Raw genomic sequence first — 19,040 nt, 5'->3', positions numbered from 1 at the left:
GCATCACGACGGGAGGCAGCCATGCGATAAACGCATGGATTGATTCACAAATTATTCAACTTTGGCTAATTTGTAAGCAAAGAGAGGGACTTAAGCTTCGCTTGAAAGGCGAGCAAGTCGTTCCAGGCCAGCCGCTTGTTTACAGGTGCGGTTAACAGATCCTGCGGATGCAGGCTGGCTATGGCAGGAATGACACAGTCCGCAACGGCAATCTCCTTCCAACGGCCGCGCAGGCCGTGAATCGTATCGTTTTCGCCGAAGAAAAAACGCGCCGAAAAATTGCCGAGCAGCAGGATCGCCTTGGGTTCGGCAAGCGCGATCTGTCGCTCGATGAAGGGTCGGCAGATGTCCATTTCCGCCGCCGAGGGCGCACGATTGCCAGGCGGGCGCCAGGGGATGACCTGCGTCAGCAGAATGGCTGAGCGCTTCAGCCCGATCGCCGCCAGCATCTTGTCGAACAGCTGGCCGGATTTCCCCGAGAAGGGCATGCCCTCGCGATCGTCTTCGGCGCTCGGCGCCGAGCCGATCACCATGATCCCGCTTTCGGCATCGCCGCTGGCAAAGATGGTCGAGCGGGCGCTGTGCTTGAGGTTGCAGCTGCTGAAGGCTTCGATCGCGGTCTTGAGTTCGACAAGCGATCGCGCGGTTTCGGCGACGAAGCGCGCCTGTTGCACCGCCTCTCCGTCCGGGATCGCAGGTTGCGGGCCGGACGCTGCACGTTCGGCAGGTGCTGGGCGCGTCGCTGCATTCGGACGCGGCGGTGCCTGACCTGGGGCAGGGCGCTCCCCAGCGGCAGGATGTTGCTGCTGCGCCTGCGCCGCCGCCGGGCGGCGGGCGGCCTTCATCGCCTCGAACTCGGCGAAGCGGTCGATCGCCTCTTCCTCCAGCAGCCATTCCACCCCGGCATCCGCATGGAAATGCAGAAGTGCTGCAAGCTCGGCGGGGGAAAGGTCGTTGGCGGAGATCATGCGGCAAGTCTATCGGAGTGACAGGGGCATTGAAAGGGCGGGCGGCAGATTGCGCGCCCTTGTCTGCGCTACTGCACAGTCCATTGCGCGATGTCGTCGCGTTCGCCGATCAGCGCCAGACCATGGGCGATCGACAACAGTTCGCCGCCGCTTTCGATCCGGTCGTGCTCGAAGCGTTCGGTGAAGATGCGGCGCACTGCCGGCACGAAGGAGGTGCCGCCGGTCAAGAACACCTTGTCGATCTCCGCAGGCTTCGTCTCGGTCTTGTCGAGCACGTCGTCGAGCGCGCCTTCGATACGGGCAAGATCATCGGCGATCCAGCCTTCGAAGTCGCTCCGCTTGATGCTGCGATGTCCGCCGCGACCGAGCGGCGCGAAATCGAAAGGCGCTTCCTCCGAGGTCGACAGCGCCATCTTCGTCGCCGACACAGCCTGATAAAGCGGGTAGCCCTCGTCATGATCGATGAGGTCGATGAAGATTTCGAGCTTTTCCGGCTCCAGGCTGGTGCGCACCAGCTTCTTCAGATCCTCGAATTCGCGCGTCGTTTTGAAGATCGACAGCTGGTTCCAGCGGCCGAAGCTGGAATAGTAGTTGGACGGCACTTCGAGGATCTTGTCGAAGCTTTTGAAATGGCTGCCCTTGCCGATCAGCGGCGCGACGATGTTGTCGATCATCCTGTAGTCGAAATGGTCGCCGGCGACGCCGACGCCGGAATGGCCGATCGGCGTTGCCGTCAGCCTGCCGGCGACGGTCTCGAAGCGGATCAGCGAATAGTCGGTCGTGCCGCCGCCGAAATCCGCGACCAGCACGGTGGCATCCTGCTTCAGGTTCTGCGCGAAATAGAAGGCGGCGGCGACCGGCTCGTAAACATAGTGGATTTCGGGAAAGCCGAAGCGCGACAGCGCCGCGTTGTAGCGCTCGGTCGCCAGCGCCGGATCGGGGCTGGCGCCGGCAAAATGCACCGGCCGGCCGGTGACGATGCGACCGACATCCGCAGGCCAGTTGTCGCCGGCATAGTTGCGCAGCCGCCGCACGAAGATCTCCATCAGATCCTCAAAATTATGCCGCTTGGCGAAGATCAGCGTGCCCTGGAACAGCGCACTGGCGGCAAAGGTCTTGATCGACTGCAGAAAGCGGCATTCGCCAGGATTGTCGATGAATTGGCGGATCGCCGCATGGCCCGCTTCCACCTTCAGCGCCGAAGCGCCGAGCTGGGCATCCTTCATGAAGGAAAGCGCCGTGCGCATGCTGTCTGCCGTACCCTGCGTGCTCGTGAACGCCATCGAGCGCGTCGCCCCGCCATCCGCCATGGCGAGAACCGTATTCGTCGTGCCGAAGTCGAAACCCAGCGCCTGAGCCATGCCCGCACCTCTTCATGCCGATTGTTATTGGAGACGGAGCATCGCTCCGCAAAAGGGCGCGCAGGAGCGCGCCCAGAATCAGGAGGGCGGGTGATGCCACAGGGGCGTGATACATTCAAGGGGGATTGAAGGCTCCTATGCCGCGCAGACACGCTGCTGTTTCCCTCTTCCTTCGCCGGCGAGAAGAGGGGTCGAAAGGTAAATCGGCAATGCCGTGGCTTGCAGGCGCCCTTTACTCGGCGGCCATCGCCCTTGCCTCTTCCAGCGCCGGCTCCTCGACCTTCTTGTGGCCGATCAGGCGGCCGAGGAAGTTTCCGAAGCGGTCCATCTCGACGAAGATGACCGGGGTGATGAAGAGCGTCAGCATCTGCGAGACGATCAGGCCGCCGACGACGGCGATGCCGAGCGGCTGGCGCAGTTCTGAACTTGCTCCGGTGCCGAGTGCGATCGGCAGGGCGCCGAGCAGGGCGCAGAAGGTCGTCATCATGATCGGCCGGAAGCGTCGCACGCAGGCCTCGTGGATCGCCACCGTCGCCTTTTCGCCGGTCGTGCGCATGGTCTCCACCGCCACGTCGAGCATCATGATCGCGTTCTTCTTGACGATGCCGATCAGCATCAAGAGTCCGATGAGGGCGATGATCGACAGGTCGAAGCCCATGATCTTCAATGCCAGCAGCGCACCGAATGCCGCCGCAGGCAGGCCGGAGAGAATGGTGAGCGGGTGGATGAAGCTCTCGTAGAGCACGCCGAGCACGACATAGATGGTCAGCACCGCCGCCAGGATCAGGTATGGCGTATTGCCCTGAGACTGCTCGAAAATCTCAGCTGTACCGCCATAGGAGGTGAAGACGTCGGCCGGCATGCTCATTTCCGTCTTGATCTGGTCGATTGCCGCAGTCGCGTCGCTGAGCGAGACGCCTTCCGGCAGGTTGAAGGAAACGGTGGTCGAGACCAGCTGGCCCGTCTGGTTGATTGTCACAGGGCCGACCGTGCGCTCGACATGCGCGAAGTTTGAAAGAGGCACCAGGCTGCCATTGGCCGAGGCGACACGGATTTCCGAGAGCTTCTGGTCATCCCAGGGTTTGCTCGTGTCATATTCGACGATGACGTCGTAGCTGTCGCCGGTCGACTGGATTTCCGCCGCTGCATATCCGCTGAAGGATTCCTGCAGCGTCGTGCGCAGCATGTCGTTGTCAATCCCGTAGGCGGCTGCCCGCTCGGTATCGATGACGATGTTGGCCTGCAGGGCGTTGTTCTGGGCGTCCGACGTCACGTCGGTGAACAGGCGATCCTTGCGCATCGCCGCCTGGATCTTGCCGGCCCACAGGTTGGTCTGATCCGCGCTCAGCGCCTGCACCACCAGCTGATATTGGCTGGCCGTCTGGCGGCCGCCGAAGCGCAGGCTCTGGTTCGGCGTTACGAAGGCCTGCAATCCAGGGATCTTGTTGATCGCCGTGCGCAGCTCGCGCAGCGTCTGATCTAGCGGCGGACGCTCTTTCTTGTCCTTGAGTTCGACGAACATCGAGCCGTTGTTCTGTGGCTTGTTGGGATTGCCGCCGATCGTCGACATCACATGGCTGACCGCCGGGTTCGCCTTGACGGCGGCTGCCGCCTGCTGTTGCAGCGCTTCCATGGCGGAATAGGAAATGTCCTGCCGGGCCTGCGTGCTGATCGTCAGCCGGCCGATATCTTCCTGCGGGAAGAAGCTCGTCGGCAGCGCCATGAAGAAATAGACGGTCAGCGCCACCGAGCCGAGGAAAACCCCGAGGATCGTCAGGCGATGCTGAAGGCACCAGCCGACAGCCCTGTCATAGCCGCGCAGCGTCCGTTCGAAGCCGGCATCGAAGATACGGATGAGGAGCGGCGGGCGGCTCTGGTGGTTGGACAGACGTGAGGCGAGCATCGGCGTCACGGTTAGCGAGACGATGGCCGAGGAGATGATGGCAATGGCAACCACCATGCCGAATTCGTTGAACACGCGGCCGACGACGCCGCCCATCAGCAGGATTGGGATGAACACCGCAATCAGCGAGACCGACATGGAAATGATGGTGTAGCTGACTTCGCCCGCACCCTTGATCGCCGCTTCACGCACCGGCATGCCTTCCTCGACATGGCGCAGGATGTTCTCGAGCATGACGATCGCGTCGTCCACCACGAGCCCCACCGCGAGCGTCAGCCCGAGCAGCGAGATGTTGTCGATGCTGTAGCCCAGCACATACATCATGCCGAAAGTCGAGATCAGCGACAGCGGAACGGCGAGCCCCGGGATGATAGTTGCTGTGGCATGGCCGGTGAAGAGGTAGATGACGAGAACGACGAGGCCGATCGTCAGCAGCAGCGTGAACTTCACGTCGGCGATGGCGGCGCGTATGGGTTTTGCGGCGTCATTCATGACGACCGTGTTGACGGAGGGCGGGATTTCGGCGTGAAGCTGCGGCAGCTTGGCGTTGATCGCATCGACGACGTCGACCGTGTTGGCATCTGGTTGACGCTGGATGGCGAGGATGATGCCGCGCTGGCCGTCGTACCAGCTGCCGGTATATTGGTTCTCGACACTGTCCTGCACATCGGCAATATCGCCGAGGTGGATCGGCGCGCCGTTCGGATTGGCAATGACCAGCGAACGGAATTGTTCGGCGCTAGTGCGTTGCGTGTTCGCCGTGATCGTCATGCTCTGCGAATTATTCTGCAGCGTTCCCACGGGCTGCTGGCTGTTGGCGGCAGCAAGCGCCTTGTTGACGGTGTCGATGCCGATGCCGCGGGTCAAAAGCTTGTTGGGATCGACCTCGACGCGCACGGCATAGGTCTGCGCACCGTAGACGCTGACCTGGGCAACGCCGGGAAGTGTGGAAAGCGACGGCGTGATGATGTTCTCGGCGATGTCGTCAAGCTTGCTGCGCGGCATGGTGTTGCTCTGCACCGAGAGCAGCATCACAGGCGCATCGGCCGGGTTCGTCTTGCGATAACTCGGCGGAGTCGTCAGATTGTCGGGCAGTTGCCGGGTGGCATGCGAAATCGCCGCCTGCACGTCGGCTGCGGCCGCATCGATATTACGACTGAGGTCGAACTGCAGCACGATGCTGGTGCTGCCGAGCGAACTGGAGGCGCTGATTTCGGTGATCCCGGGAATGGTCTCGAACTGCTTGATCAGCGGTGTCGAAACCGAGGTCGCCATCGTCTGCGGCGAGGCGCCGCTCAACTGCGCCGAAACGTTGATGGTGGGAAAATCGACCTGCGGCAGGGCCGCGACCGGCACGAGCTGGTAACCGGCAAGACCGGCCAGAATGACGCCGATGGCAAGCAGCGTCGTTGCGACGGGGCGCTGGATGCAGAAATTGGGGATCATTGCTGAGCTCCCACCGCGATCGTCTCGGACGGCTGCTGCTGCCGAGGCTCTTCGGCGGAGGCGACATCAAGCGTCTTTTCGTCGAACTGCTCGTTGATCGCCTGCTGGTCGCTGAGCTCGCCCTGGCCCTCGACGACGACGTGATCGCCTGCCTGAAGACCCGATTCTATGGCGGTGAAGCCGCCATTTGCGCGGGCAACGGTGACCGGCGTCAGATGCGATTTGCCGTCTTTGGCGACGAAGGCGAAGAAACCCTCCGGGCCGGGGCTGACGGCAACCGTCGGCACCACCACCTGCTGTTCGTCATTGTTGAAATGCACGACGATGTTGACCGACTGGCCGGGCCAGAGCGCGCCGGAGGCATTTTCGAATTTCGCCTTGGCGAGGATCGTGCCCGAGGCCGTATCGACCGTATTGTCGTAGAAGCTGATCTCGCCCTTTCGGACTTTGCCCTTGGTGGAATTGGGAGCCGTGCTGACCGCGACCGGGCCGCTTGCCAAAGCAATCTTCAGCTCACGCAGATAGCGCTCCTGCAGGTGGAATTTCACATAGATCGGATCGTATTTGGCAATGGTGACGATTGCCGCACCGGCACTGAGGAATGCACCCTTGCTGACAGCGATATCGCCGAGCCGGCCGTCGAAGGGCGCGCGGATGTCGGTGTGCTCGAGTAAGATCTGATCGGAGGCAAGCGACGCCTTGTCGGCGTCAACAGTGGCTGCAGCGGTATCGCGGGCGGCGACCGCCTGGTCGAGGCTCTGCTGGGTGCCGGCCTTCTGGTCGAAGAGGTCCTGCGCGCGGGTCAGTGCGGTTTCGGCCTCCGAAAGCGTTGCCGTGTCGCGCACGATCATCGCGTTGTCCTTGTCGACGGTCGCCTTGGCCGTCCGGTCGTCCAGCTTGGCGATCAGGTCGCCGGCTTTCACAGTCGCCCCATCCTGCGCATCGATGCTGACGATCAGGCCCTGTTCCTGTGCGGCAATGGTCGTATTGTCATCGGCATCGGCCCAGCCGGTCGCCGTCACATCCATCGGCAGCGTCGTTTTCACGGCTGCGATGGTCTTGACGACGGTTGGGCCGCCGCCGCGTCTGCGCCCGCCGCCCTGATGTTGGCCAACTTCCTGCCCCTGATTGGCTTGCGCCTGATTGGCCTGCTGATCGGCCTGTGCCTGCTGCCCGCCGCCATTGCCGCCGGCCGGCTGCTTGATGAGCTGCGAGATGTAAGGAATTCGGGAGGCATAAGGGATCATATTCCCGAATTGCCAGACGCCGATGGCGGCAATTGCGATAACGCTGACGGTGATCCAAAATTTCTTCATGAGCGAGAACCGGTCTTGAGCAAGGTTGCAAATTTTATGCTCTGATTGAGCTGCTTATATTGCGGCGCAAAAAAGACATAATTCCCGGTGCGCGATCACTAAGTGGTTATAACGGCTTAAAATTTTGTAATGAATATTCCGTAATATTCAAACTATACTAATATAGAGCCAGTGTAATCCGATGCCGTCCGACGGCGGCGGCGAGGGTGGTTCGCCCGGCAACGATGCCGACCCGTATGCCGTCCATCGCGCGGGAAGAACGCGGAAAAACCAGAGAAGGCAGGTCGTCATGACCGAGTTGGACGCCAGCGAGTTTCGCTCTCTCATAACAAGCATATTTCCTGAACTCACGGCCTCCGTCTTCAAGCTGGCGGCGAAGGGCTGGGATTCGCTTGCCGTCGACGTCGATGACACGTTGATCTTCAAGTTTCCCCGCGATTCGAGTGCGGAAAGAGCGCTTGTGAAGGAAGCCGCCTTGCTCGATGTCGTTCGGCCGTCCCTGTCGATGGCGGTTCCCGACATGCGCATTCACGACGGGCCGCCGATCTTCTCCAGCCATGCCAAGCTCGACGGCGAACATCTCATTGCCGAAGATTACGATGCGCTTGGCGAAGGCGATCGTCAGCACCTCGCGGAAGATCTCGCGCGTTTTTACGCCGAGCTGCATGTGCTCGATGCCGATCGCATGCGGTCGGCTGGTGCCGGGGCTATCCAGCCATGGCAATCGCCCGAGACGGTACGAACCAAGGCTTTGCCGCTGCTGCCGCCTGACATCAGGAGTTTTGCGCAGGCCATTATTTCGGATTTCGAAGCCTTGCCGCCCGACCCCTACGGCAACATCTACGGCTTCTTCGACGGTCATGGCTGGAACATGGCCTTCGACCATGCGCAAAGGAGGCTGAACGGCATCTATGATTTCGCCGATTCAGGCTTCGGCCCGCTGCACCAGGAATTCATCTACTCGAACTTCATCTCGCCCGATCTGACCGCGCGCATCATATCGGCCTATGAAATGCTGACCGGACGCAGGCTCGACCGGCGCCGCGTTGCGATCCTGACCGGCTTCCATCGTCTGTCCGAGCTCGCCGAACTTGCGGACGATCCGGCGAACGTCGAACAGATGATCCGAAGTGTGGCGACATGGGCGACGGCGGCCCGCGTCGGCTGAGAGGGAATGGTCAGACGGATCGTGCCGCGCCGCCGTCGCAGCGGATGAGCGAGCCGGTGATGTAGCTTGCCGGTTGGCTGCACAGGAAGGCAGCCGTTGCGGCAAATTCCTCGACCTTGCCGTAGCGGCCGACCGGAATGCGCGCTTCCTTGTCGGTACGGATCTCCTCGAGGCTCTTGCCGGTCCGCTTAGCCGCCGCTCCGTCGAGATCGTCGAGCCGCGCCGTCAGGATGCTGCCGGGCAAGAGCAGGTTGGTGGTGACGCCGAAGCCCGCCACTTCGGAGGCAAGCGTCTTGCTCCAGCCGGCAAGGGCCGGGCGCAGCGTATTCGACAGCGCCAGGTTGGCGATCGGTTCGATCACGCCGGATGAGGCAACCGTGAGAATGCGGCCCCAGCCCTGCGCCTTCATGCCGGGCAGCAGCGCATTGGTGAGCGTGATCACCCGCGCGACCATTGAGAGGAAATAGCTTTCGAGCTTTTCGCCCGTCATCTCCTCCGTGGTGCCGGGCGTCGGCCCGCCGGTATTGTTGACGAGGATATCGAGCCCGCCCAACTTCCCCTTCACCGCCGTCGTCGTCATCTCGACGAAGCGTTCGTCCCCGAGATCGGCCCAGATCCAGTCGGCCCGGCCTTTCCCTTCGCCATTGATCGCCTTGCAATTGGCCTCCAGCTGTTCGCCGCTGCGCCCGCAGAGCAGCACGTTTGCGCCCTCCCGCGCCAGCGCCACGGCGATGCCGAGGCCGAGGCCGCGCGAGGAGGCGAGGACGAGTGCCCGTTTGCCCTTGATGCCGAGATCCATGATTGTCCTCCGATAGCTTCGAGCGATGTATAAGACGCAAGCGGCGAAAAAGGAAAGGGGATGTGACCGGACTGGGGACGTTTGATAATTGATGTTGACGTAAGCGTTATGTAATTCTGCCTCACGAGGCGTCATCATTGTGCGAATTGGAAGATTGGCTGTCGTATCCCGGCTCGACAATGCTTTCTCGTTTTGACAAGAAAGTGCCATGACGGGATGACGGCCGCGTGCCGCCAAGCGGAGACGAGTGAATGACCGAGACGACTGAGCTGCCAGAACGCGAGAGCATGGAATTCGACGTGGTGATCGTCGGCGCAGGTCCTGCCGGTCTTGCGGCGGCGATCCGGTTGAAGCAGGTCAATCCGGAACTCTCCGTCGTCGTGCTGGAGAAGGGTGCCGAAGTCGGGGCGCATATCCTCTCTGGCGCCGTCGTCGATCCAATCGGTATCGACCGGCTGTTGCCCGGCTGGCGCGACGAAGCCGACCACCCGTTCAAGACCGAAGTTACCGCCGATCACTTCCTGCTGCTCGGCCCCGCCGGCTCTGTTCGCCTGCCGAATGTGCTGATGCCGCCGCTGATGAACAACCACGGCAACTACATCGTCTCGCTTGGGCTCGTCTGTCGCTGGCTGGCGACCAAGGCCGAAGAACTCGGCGTCGAGATCTATCCGGGCTTTGCTGCAACCGAAGTGCTCTACAATGACGAAGGCGCCGTCATCGGTGTCGCCACCGGCGACATGGGCATCGAGAAGAACGGCGAGCCCGGTCCGAACTATACCCGCGGCATGGAACTGCTCGGCAAGTACGTGCTGATCGGCGAGGGCGTGCGCGGCTCGCTCGCCAAGCAGTTGATTGCCAAGTTCGATCTTTCCAAGGATCGTGAACCGCAAAAATTCGGCATCGGCATCAAGGAACTCTGGCAGGTCAAGCCGGAGAACCACAGGCCGGGCCTGGTGCAGCACTCCTTCGGCTGGCCGCTCGGCATGAAGACCGGCGGCGGCTCCTTCCTCTATCATCTGGAAGACAATCTGGTGGCCGTCGGCTTCGTCGTCCACCTCAACTACAAGAACCCCTATCTCAATCCCTTCGAGGAATTCCAGCGCTTCAAGACGCATCCGGCGATCCGCACTACCTTCGAGGGCGGCAAGCGCCTGTCCTACGGCGCTCGCGCTATTACCGAGGGCGGCTACCAGTCGGTGCCGAAGCTCTCCTTCCCCGGCGGGGCGCTGATCGGCTGTTCGGCCGGTCTCGTCAACGTGCCGCGCATCAAGGGCAGCCACAATGCGGTGCTGTCGGGCATGCTGGCGGCCGAGAAAATTGCCGCCGCGATTACCGCCGGCCGCAGCCATGATGAAGTGACCGAGATCGAGAGCGAATGGCGCAAGGGCGACATCGGCAAGGATTTGAAGCGCGTGCGCAACGTAAAGCCGCTGTGGTCGAAGTTCGGCACAGCGCTCGGCGTGGCGCTCGGCGGGCTCGACATGTGGACGAACCAGCTCCTCGGTTTCTCCTTCTTCGGCACGCTGAAACACGGCAAGACCGATGCGCAGAGCCTGGAGCCGGCCTCGCAGCACAAGCCGATCGCCTATCCGAAGCCCGATGGCGTCTTGACCTTCGACCGGCTGTCCTCGGTGTTCCTGTCGAACACCAATCACGAGGAAGACCAGCCGGTGCATCTTCAGGTCAAGGACATGGCGCTGCAGAAGAGTTCGGAACACGACATCTATGCCGGCCCGTCGACGCGCTACTGTCCGGCCGGCGTCTATGAATGGGTGGAAAAGGACGGCAAGGACGTCTTCGTCATCAACGCCCAGAACTGCGTGCACTGCAAGACCTGCGACATCAAGGATCCCAACCAGAACATCAACTGGGTACCGCCGCAGGGCGGCGAGGGGCCGGTCTACCCGAATATGTGAGCGGATTTATCGTCGCGGCCGACAATTTCATGTGCTGACGCCTTCGTGATCGCCTCCTGCCGGAGGCTGTTAGCGTTTCATTAACCATAATTTCCTTAGCTTGCGACATCGTGTTGACGCACTAAGGACACATTCATGACGATCTCGCGCCGGGGCTTCCTGATCGCTCTACCGCTTTTCGTGGCCGGCTGCTCTTCGACCGGCCTGAACAGCCAGACGAATTATGCCGCACTTCCGGATGAAAAATTCCCGTTGAGGCAGGTGCCGATCGACAAGATCAAGCCGGAACTTCGCCGCCAGGAAGTGGCCTACGAAACCACGCATGCTGCCGGCACCGTGATCGTCGATACACCCGCGCGCCGCGCCTATTACGTCCTCGGCGGCGGCAGGGCGATGCGTTATGGCGTCGGTGTCGGCCGCGAGGGGCTGGCATTTGCCGGTAACGCCTATATCGGCCGCAAGGCCGAGTGGCCGAGTTGGACGCCGACGGAAAACATGCAGCGCCGCGAAGAGCGCTATCGCAAGCTTGCCGGCGGCATGCCGGGCGGCCCGAACAACCCGCTCGGTGCGCGGGCGATGTATCTCTACCGCGGCGGCAACGACACGCATTTCCGTATTCACGGCACCAACCAGCCGCAATCGATCGGTCTTGCAATGTCGAGCGGCTGTATCCGCATGATGAACCACGACGTGATCGACCTCTATAGCCGCGTCGAAGTCGGCGCCAGGGTCGTCGTCATCCAGGCCTGACGTGGCCGTTTGAAGCTCGGCTAGAGGAATTCCAGGAAAAGTGCGAAGCGGTTTTCCGTCCGGAATTGCGTGAAAACAAAGAGATAGAGCATTTCCGTAATTCGAAGAAAAACGGAAATTGCTCTAGGACGCCCTCTCCATTGAAAAAGTCGCCGCAGCGATGGCTGCAGGCGGCTTTCATCTGCTGTTGCTGTTGGATTTCAGCGGCGCGGTGCGGCGATACCCGTCGAAAGCGCCACACCGATGCCGGTGATCACGGCGGCGCTGATTTCCGTCATGCCGATAGCTTCGCCAAGCAGCAAGCCGCCGCCGAGGGTTGCAAGCACGGGCGTCAGCGCCGTGAAGGCGGCAGCCTGTGTTCCGCCGAGTGTTCTGACGGCGGTGCCGTAGGCGACCATGGCGACGAGACCGGAAAGAACGCCCTGGCTCAGCACCTGCAGGCCGATCTCGTGAAGCGGAGCCTGCGGCAGCGAGATGCCGAAGCTGAGGGCCAGCGCGCCCATAATCAGAAAGGACCAGACGGCGATCAGGGCGCTCGCTTGCACGGAGGTCAGACCGGAGCGGCGGAAGGCATGCGTATAGCTTGCCCAGAGAATGGCGCCGGCCGGCAGCAGCACGAAGCTCGTCCATGGCAGCAAGGCGTCCGCAAGGCTCTGCGTGAGCAGGATCAGCACACCGGCGACGATCGCAACGAGCCCTGCGATGCGTGTGCCGTCGGGTCTTTCGCGAAACAGCGCAATCCCGATCAGCGCCGCGGCGAGCGGCATCGAGCCGCCGAGCAGAATCCCCGAAGAGGCGGCCGGCGTCGAGTGGATTGCCAGCGTGGTCAGCAGGAAGAAGACGGCGCCGGAACCGGACACCATGATCGCCAGCAGGTGCAGCGGCAGGCCCTTCGGCAGCAGCCCCGTCTTCAGCCAGACAGGCGAAAGCACCAGCGCCGGAATTCCGAAGCGGATCAGCCCGATATCGATCGAGCCGAGCGGCGTTGCGGCGCTGTGGCGGGTGACGAGAAACCATGTCGCCCAGATCAGCACGGTAATAGTGCCGCCGGCATAACCCAGTACCTGCGATGGCGACTTGTCGTTGGTAAATGCAATGGTGGTCATCGTCTTAGTCCTTTCCTTCATCCGGAGCCTGTACGGTTGAAGAAAAGATTAGCGCCAGAGCCCAAGGCATGTCCTTGCTATCTCTAGCTCAAAAATCATGCTATGCGCAATCTTCTGCCAATCAAGGCCAACAGAGATCGCGAAAATGCCAAATCTCGATAAATTCGATATCGCCATCCTGAAGTGCCTGCAGGAGGATGCGCGGGCCACGAATGTCGAGATCGCCGAGAAGGTGAACCTTTCACCCTCGCCCTGCCTGCGCCGCATCCGCAATCTCGAACGCTCCGGCATCATCCGCGGCTACACGGCGGATATCGATCGCAAGGAGGTCGGTCTCGGCCTCACCGTCTTCGTCGAATTCAAGGTCGTCCAGCACAGCCGCGAAAATTCCGAGGCGCAGCAGAAGGCGCTGCTCGCCATCCCCGAGATCGTCTCCTGCTTCCTGATTTCAGGCACGGCCGATTTCCTCGCCGAAGTGGTGGTGGAGGATCTCGCCGCCTACGAACGGCTTCTGACGGAAACGCTGTTGACCTTGCCGAATGTCAGCGACATCCGCTCGAACTTCGCCATCCGCAGCATGAAGACGCATGGGCCGCTGAAGCTGCCCGAGGGAAAATAGTCCCCCTCGGGTTTGCTTGTGGGTTAGAGCAGCGTCCCGCTGAGGATGAGCAGCGCCACCGAGAAGTAGATGACGAGCCCGGTGACGTCGACCAGCGTGGCGACGAAGGGGGCAGAGGCACTGGCCGGATCGAGCCGGAGCTTCTGCAGCACGAAGGGCAGCATCGAGCCGCAGATCGAGCCGAAGGTGACGATCCCGATCAGCGCGGCAAATACCGTGATGGCGACCATCTGCCAATGCGGGCCGTAATCGTAGAGCCCGGCCGATTGCCAGAAGACGATGCGGATGAAGCCGACCAGGCCGAGGATCGCGCCGAGCACGATGCCCGTCGGCAGTTCGCGCAAAAGCACCTTCCACCAGTCCGAAAGCTTCAGCTCGCCGAGTGCCAGCGCCCGGATGATCAGCGATGTCGCCTGCGAACCCGAGTTGCCGCCCGAGCTCATGATCAGCGGGATGAACAGCGTCAGCACCACGGCCTTTTCCAACTCGCCTTCGAAGTGCTGCATGGCGCTTGCCGTCAGCATCTCGCCGAGGAACAGGGCGGCGAGCCAGCCGGCGCGCTTGCGGATCATGCCGGCGAAGTTGATCTTCATGTAGGGCTGGCCGAGCGCCTCCATGCCGCCGAACTTCTGGGCCGCTTCCGTCGTGTCTGCGATCATCGTATCGATCACGTCGTCAACGGTGACGATGCCGAGCATCTGCCCATGTTCGTCGGTGACAGGGAGGGCGAGCAGGTCGTGCTTGCGGATCAGCCGAGCGACATCCTCCTGCTTCATCAGCGGATCGGCCGAAACCGGCGCGCCCTTCTGTGCCACCGAGAGGATTGAAGCCTCCGGCTCGCCGGTGATGAGGCGACGCAACGTCACCACATCCAGCAGCGCATGGCTGACCTCGTTCAGCACATAGATGGCGTAGACGGTCTCGCGCGAGCGTTCGACCTGACGCACATGGTCGAGTGTGCGGGCGACGGTCCAGCTATCAGGCACGCTGACGAACTCCGTCGTCATGATGCCGCCGGCCGTGCGCGGTGGATAGCCCATCAGGTGCTGGATCGCGATGCGCACCGGTTCGTCGAGGCTGGAGAACAGCCGGGCGCGGGTCTCGCCGTCGAGTTCGAGCAGCACGTCGGCGACGCGGTCGTTGGACATGCCGTGCAGCAGCCGCGCGGCGTCCTCGGCGCTGATCAGCGCAAGGATCTGTGCGGCGTTGCGAAGCTCCGGCCGGTCGAGAATGTTGACCGCATAGTCGAGCGGCATGCCGGTCAGCACCCGCCCGGCGTCCTGGACGCTCAGCGTATTCAATGATTCGACGCGCTCGGCGATCGTTGCGCCGCGGCTGTTGTTGATGAAGGCACGGGCGGCATGGCCTGCCCGAAGAGGGAAGCGATTGATATTCATTTGAGGCTCGCCTTTCCGTCGATCCGCCGTAGCGTCCGATCGGGCGAGCCGACAGGCGTCGGTCAGCGCACGAGGGCCGCGTACGGCAAGGGCAATCGACTGCTACTGTCGCTTGGCATCGTTATGATGGCTCCGTTGAAATCCGTGGCTGACGAGTGTCATCCACGTGAATGCTAGGTGGTCCCGAATGCGGAAAAAGTCAAGCGGGGTAAATGCTTAACGCCAGAATGCCGCACCCCGCGATGCGGCATCCAGGCGGGTATGGCCAAGCGGGTAAGGCTTGCAGATCTTGTGGCTCCGAAAAACACCGGCCTGTGGGCTGCGATCTCAGAATCCTGCAAGCACCGCCTTGCCCTTCATCCTGCCGCTTTCGACCATGGCATGCGCCGTCTTAAGGTTTACCGCATTGATCGGCCCGACGATCTCTGAAAGCGTGGTGCGGATCTTTCCGGCGTCGACGAGCTCGGAAATCCTGTTCAGCAGCTTGTGCTGCTCGATCATGTCAGGCGTGCCGTAGAGCGGGCGGGTGAACATCAGCTCCCAATGAACGGAGACCGCCTTGCGCTTGAAGGGCACAATGTCGAGCGTCTTCGGATCGTCGATCAGCGCGAAGCGGCCCTGCGGCGCAATCGCTTCGACGATGTCGCCGATATGGCTGTCGGTATTGGTGGTCGAGAATATAAACCCCGGCGCGCCGATGCCGAGCGCTGCTACCTCAGGCGCGATCGGTTTGGAATGGTCGACGACGTGATGCGCGCCGAGTTCCTTCACCCAATCCTGCGTTTCCGGTCGCGAGGCCGTGGCGATCACCGTCAGATCGGTCAATGCCCGGGCGATCTGAATGGCGATCGAGCCGACGCCGCCGGCCCCGCCGATGATCAGGATGGAGCGTCCCCCTCCCGAAACCGCGTCCTGTACTTTCAGCCGGTCGAACAGTGCTTCGTAGGCCGTGATCGAGGTCAGCGGCAGGGCGGCCGCAGCAGCGAAATCGAGGCTCTTCGGTTTGGCGCCGGCGATCCGCTCGTCGACGAGATGAAATTCTGCATTGCTGCCCGGGCGGCTGATGACGCCGGAATAGAACACCTCGTCGCCGGGCTTGAACAGGGTGACATCGGCGCCGATGGCCTTGACGATGCCGGCGGCATCCCAACCAAGCACCTTGAGCTCGCCCGCGGGCGGTGCGGAATGGGCGCGCACCTTCACATCGACGGGATTGACCGAAACGGCTTTGATTTCGACGAGCAGATCGTGGCCCTTGGCCTCCGGCATCGGCAGCTCGACATCGATCAGCGAGGTCTCGGCGGAAATCGGCTGGGGCGTTTTATAGGCGACGGCGCGCATGGGAAACTCCTGTGTTCGTTGCACGGAAGCTAGATGCGCACTATGGTCCGACAACGCAAGAATGCACAAATTCTGTACGTAGTACCCAAAAGGATACTGTAAAATGTCATTGCCGCGCGCCAAGCTCGTCAAGAATTTCCCCGGCTGCCCGGTCGAAGCGACGCTGACTTACCTCGACGGGAAGTGGAAGGGTGTGATCCTCTTTCACCTGATGCAAGGAACCCTGCGCTTCAACGAATTGCGGCGTAAGCTGCCGGCCGTGACCCAGCGCATGCTGACCAAGCAGCTGCGTGAACTGGAAGAATCCGGCCTGGTATCACGCACCGTCTATCCGGTCGTGCCGCCAAGGGTCGAATATGCAATGACGCCGCTCGGCTTGACGCTGAGGCCTGTCATCCAGGCGTTGGCCGCCTGGGGTGACGATTATGTCTTCTGCAGCCCGGAAGGCCGCGAGCTGCGCCTGGCCTCAGACGGCCTGCGCGCTCCGGTCGCGGCGCTCGAGGCGTAGCGAGGCTGCAAAGACGAAGAGGCCGAGGAAGGATAGTGCCGCACCGACATAACCGGTTGCCGCAAAACCGTAACCCCCGGCGATGACGAGACCACCGAGCCAGGCGCCGATCGCATTGGCGATGTTGAACGCGGAATGGTTGGAAGCGGCCGCAAGCGTCTGCGCGTCGGCGGCGACATCCATCAGCCGTGTCTGCAGCGCGGGGCCGGCGGCAAAACCGCAGCCGACGAGGAAAACGGAAAGCCCCAGCATATAGGGATTGGCGGCGGTCAGCGAGAAGGTGGTCAGCACGACGATATTATAGACCAGCGACCCGCCGATCGTGCCGAGCAGCGATTTGTCGGCGAGCCACGAGCCGATGAAATTGCCCGCATTCATCCCGACCCCGAAGAGGACCAGCATGATCGGAACGGCCGTTTCCGGCAGCATCGCCACCTCAGTGGTCGTCGAGGCGATATAGCTGAACATCGCGAACATGCCGCCGTAACCGACGGCGGCGATGCCGAGCGTCAGCCACACCTGCGGCCGGCGGAAGGCGCCGAGTTCGCGCAGGAAGCCAGCCTCCTCGGAAACCCTGTCCTTCGGAACGTAGAACCAGATCAGCGCCACCGTCAGCAGGCCGAGCACGCCGACCGAGAAAAACGCCACCTGCCAGTCGAGCGACTGGCCGAAGAAGGTCGTCAACGGCGTGCCGAGAAGGGTCGCAACGGTCAGGCCGAGCATGACGCGGCCGACGGCACGGGCGCGGCGATGCACCGGCACCATCGAGGCTGCGACAAGGGCCGCGACGCCGAAATAGGCGCCGTGCGGCAGGCCGCTGACGAAACGCAGCAGCGTGAAGCTTTCGAAGGTCGGCGCCATGGCGCTCGATATATTGCCGGCGGCAAAGATCAGCATCAGCATCAAAAGCAGCGTGCGGCGCGCCATCTTCGCGGCGAGCACGGCAATGACCGGTGCGCCGACGACGACGCCGAGCGCATAGGCGCTGATGACGTAACCGGCCTGCGGCGTGGTGACCGAGAAGGTTTCGGCAACATTGGGCAGCAGCCCCATGATCGCGAATTCGCCGGTGCCGATGCCGAAGCCGCCGCAGGCGAGCGCCAGCTGAACCAGCGCCACGGTCATTGCCGACGGCAGCGCTTCATCCTGGCTATCGACTGAAATATCGGCGGCAATCTCACTCACGAGAGCTCCTCGAGGCGGTTTCTGCTTGGCAAATGGCCCCTGGCGCAGGCGCGGCCGCGAGCCGATCGGTGGGATGGCGGGAGGTGGAGACGGTGTCTCCGATACGCTATCTATCCGTGAGGTCTCGGCTGCCGTCGAGTGCATTTTTTGCAGTGCAGCGTCCTGCTATGTGCATACGTCTATTGCAATTTTTGCATTTCTGCCCTTTCTCCGGAAGGATGGCTGCGCTTGAAATCGCCGATATCGCAACCATCTCAGGGGCGAGGCAGGAGCAATTCCGCGCCCGAGACGGGAGCCCTCATGAAGCTTGTAGGCTTTTTCAATCGCGACGGCGGGACCTTCAAGACCACCGACATGCTGGCCTATGAGAAGAGGGCGGAGGCGGCTTTCCGCGAAGCGGGGCACGATTTCGACGCTATCGTCTTCTCCGGAAAGGAAATCATTCCCGCCATGGAGCGGGCGGCCAAGCGCGATGATATTGACGGCATCGTCGCCGGCGGCGGCGACGGCACGATTTCGGCGGCGGCATCGATCGCCTGGAAAAACGGCATTGCGCTCGGCGTCGTGCCTGCCGGCACGATGAACCTCTTTGCCCGCTCGCTGCGTGTGCCGCTCGATATCTGGCAGGCGCTCGATGTGCTTGCCTCCGGCGAGATCGACAATGTCGATATCGCCAGCGCCAACGGCCGGCCCTTCATCCACCAGTTTTCCGCCGGCCTGCATGCCCGCATGGTGCGCTACCGCAACGCCTACAGCTATCGGTCTCGGCTGGGCAAGATGCGGGCGAGCACGAAGGCGGCTTTGGGCGTCATCTTCAATCCGCCGGAATTCGAGGTCGAGTTCGAGGCTGCCGGCATGCGCGAGCGCCGCAGAGTGTCGGCGATCTCAGTCTCCAACAATCCCTTCGGCGAGAACGCGCTGCTTTACGCCGATAATTTGACAAGCGGCGAACTCGGCTTCTACACGGCAAATCCGCTGAAGCCTCTCGGCGTCGCCCGTCTCGCTATCGACATGCTGCGCGGCAAGGTCCGCGAGAATGCCGATGTCATGGTGATGCACCCGGCCGAAGTGCACTTGCATTTCCCCAAACTGCGCTCCAAGGCCAATTGCGTCATGGACGGCGAACTGCTGCCGCTCGAACGTGACGTCTCGATCCGGTTGCATCCGGGCGAATTGAAGGTTCTCGTCAAACAGGGTCTCGCCGCGCAGGTGGACGCCAGCGAACGCCGCGAGCCCGCCGCGTAAGTCGGCCCCGCG

15 protein-coding genes are annotated in these 19,040 nt (G+C 62.1%); 6 read left to right on the top strand and 9 right to left on the bottom strand.

Annotated elements, in window-relative coordinates:
- Positions 1 to 65: 65 nt before the first annotated feature.
- The 4 genes from HFO99_RS27855 to HFO99_RS27840 form a co-directional block, all read right to left on the bottom strand.
- Positions 66 to 968, bottom strand: a complete 903-nt coding sequence (locus HFO99_RS27855; RefSeq protein ID WP_222364902.1) for a uracil-DNA glycosylase family protein — start codon at positions 966 to 968, stop codon at positions 66 to 68.
- Positions 969 to 1,036: 68 nt separating this feature from the next.
- On the bottom strand, positions 1,037 to 2,329 hold the full coding sequence (locus tag HFO99_RS27850) for an Hsp70 family protein (RefSeq protein ID WP_222364900.1): 1,293 nt from the start codon (positions 2,327 to 2,329) through the stop codon (positions 1,037 to 1,039).
- A gap of 232 nt (positions 2,330 to 2,561) precedes the next feature.
- Positions 2,562 to 5,678 (bottom strand): efflux RND transporter permease subunit, encoded by a 3,117-nt coding sequence (locus HFO99_RS27845; RefSeq protein WP_222364898.1) that lies wholly within the window; start codon positions 5,676 to 5,678, stop codon positions 2,562 to 2,564.
- A complete protein-coding gene (locus HFO99_RS27840; protein WP_222364896.1) occupies positions 5,675 to 6,994 on the bottom strand; it encodes an efflux RND transporter periplasmic adaptor subunit in 1,320 nt (439 codons plus the stop codon). The genes HFO99_RS27845 and HFO99_RS27840 overlap by 4 nt, the downstream gene beginning before the upstream one ends.
- 289 nt (positions 6,995 to 7,283) lie before the next feature.
- On the opposite strand from HFO99_RS27840, the gene HFO99_RS27835 reads away from it, so the two are divergent.
- Positions 7,284 to 8,162 carry a phosphotransferase family protein gene (locus tag HFO99_RS27835; protein WP_222364894.1) on the top strand — a complete coding sequence of 293 codons (879 nt, stop codon included), beginning with the start codon at positions 7,284 to 7,286 and terminating at the stop codon, positions 8,160 to 8,162.
- Between the two features lie 10 nt (positions 8,163 to 8,172).
- On the opposite strand, the gene HFO99_RS27830 is transcribed toward HFO99_RS27835, so the two are convergent.
- The gene (locus tag HFO99_RS27830; protein WP_222364892.1) at positions 8,173 to 8,961 is read right to left on the bottom strand and encodes an SDR family oxidoreductase; all 789 of its coding nucleotides are present in this window, start codon (positions 8,959 to 8,961) and stop codon (positions 8,173 to 8,175) included.
- A gap of 251 nt (positions 8,962 to 9,212) precedes the next feature.
- Here HFO99_RS27830 and HFO99_RS27825 point away from each other — a divergent pair, with 251 nt between their 5' ends.
- Positions 9,213 to 10,877 carry an electron transfer flavoprotein-ubiquinone oxidoreductase gene (locus HFO99_RS27825; protein ID WP_222364890.1) on the top strand — a complete coding sequence of 555 codons (1,665 nt, stop codon included), beginning with the start codon at positions 9,213 to 9,215 and terminating at the stop codon, positions 10,875 to 10,877.
- A gap of 135 nt (positions 10,878 to 11,012) precedes the next feature.
- A complete protein-coding gene (locus HFO99_RS27820) occupies positions 11,013 to 11,627 on the top strand; it encodes a L,D-transpeptidase (RefSeq protein WP_222364888.1) in 615 nt (204 codons plus the stop codon).
- A gap of 200 nt (positions 11,628 to 11,827) precedes the next feature.
- Here the strand turns inward: HFO99_RS27820 and HFO99_RS27815 are convergent, their stop codons facing one another.
- The gene (locus HFO99_RS27815) at positions 11,828 to 12,733 is read right to left on the bottom strand and encodes a DMT family transporter (RefSeq protein WP_222364886.1); all 906 of its coding nucleotides are present in this window, start codon (positions 12,731 to 12,733) and stop codon (positions 11,828 to 11,830) included.
- A gap of 97 nt (positions 12,734 to 12,830) precedes the next feature.
- Between HFO99_RS27815 and HFO99_RS27810 the strand changes: the two genes are divergently transcribed.
- Positions 12,831 to 13,352, top strand: coding sequence for an Lrp/AsnC family transcriptional regulator (locus tag HFO99_RS27810; RefSeq protein ID WP_222364884.1), 522 nt, complete (start codon positions 12,831 to 12,833; stop codon positions 13,350 to 13,352).
- Positions 13,353 to 13,375: 23 nt separating this feature from the next.
- On the opposite strand, the gene mgtE is transcribed toward HFO99_RS27810, so the two are convergent.
- Entirely contained in the window at positions 13,376 to 14,749 is a 1,374-nt protein-coding gene (gene mgtE / locus HFO99_RS27805) for a magnesium transporter (RefSeq protein ID WP_222364882.1), read from the bottom strand.
- Positions 14,750 to 15,076: 327 nt separating this feature from the next.
- On the bottom strand, positions 15,077 to 16,090 hold the full coding sequence (locus tag HFO99_RS27800) for a zinc-binding alcohol dehydrogenase family protein (RefSeq protein ID WP_222364880.1): 1,014 nt from the start codon (positions 16,088 to 16,090) through the stop codon (positions 15,077 to 15,079).
- 103 nt (positions 16,091 to 16,193) lie between these two features.
- Between HFO99_RS27800 and HFO99_RS27795 the strand changes: the two genes are divergently transcribed.
- Positions 16,194 to 16,598 (top strand): winged helix-turn-helix transcriptional regulator, encoded by a 405-nt coding sequence (locus HFO99_RS27795; protein WP_222364878.1) that lies wholly within the window; start codon positions 16,194 to 16,196, stop codon positions 16,596 to 16,598.
- Here the strand turns inward: HFO99_RS27795 and HFO99_RS27790 are convergent.
- Positions 16,557 to 17,783, bottom strand: coding sequence for an MFS transporter (locus HFO99_RS27790; protein WP_222364876.1), 1,227 nt, complete (start codon positions 17,781 to 17,783; stop codon positions 16,557 to 16,559). The two genes, HFO99_RS27795 and HFO99_RS27790, sit on opposite strands and share 42 nt — an antisense overlap.
- 300 nt (positions 17,784 to 18,083) lie before the next feature.
- Here HFO99_RS27790 and HFO99_RS27785 point away from each other — a divergent pair, with 300 nt between their 5' ends.
- On the top strand, positions 18,084 to 19,028 hold the full coding sequence (locus tag HFO99_RS27785) for a diacylglycerol/lipid kinase family protein (RefSeq protein ID WP_222364874.1): 945 nt from the start codon (positions 18,084 to 18,086) through the stop codon (positions 19,026 to 19,028).
- The last annotated feature ends 12 nt before the right edge of the window (positions 19,029 to 19,040 follow it).

The sequence above is a fragment of the Rhizobium leguminosarum genome, assembly GCF_019798305.1.
GTDB classification, from domain to species: domain Bacteria; phylum Pseudomonadota; class Alphaproteobacteria; order Rhizobiales; family Rhizobiaceae; genus Rhizobium; species Rhizobium leguminosarum_U.
Note: the sequence above shows the minus strand (reverse complement) of the source record. Positions and strands in the feature narration are given on the sequence as shown.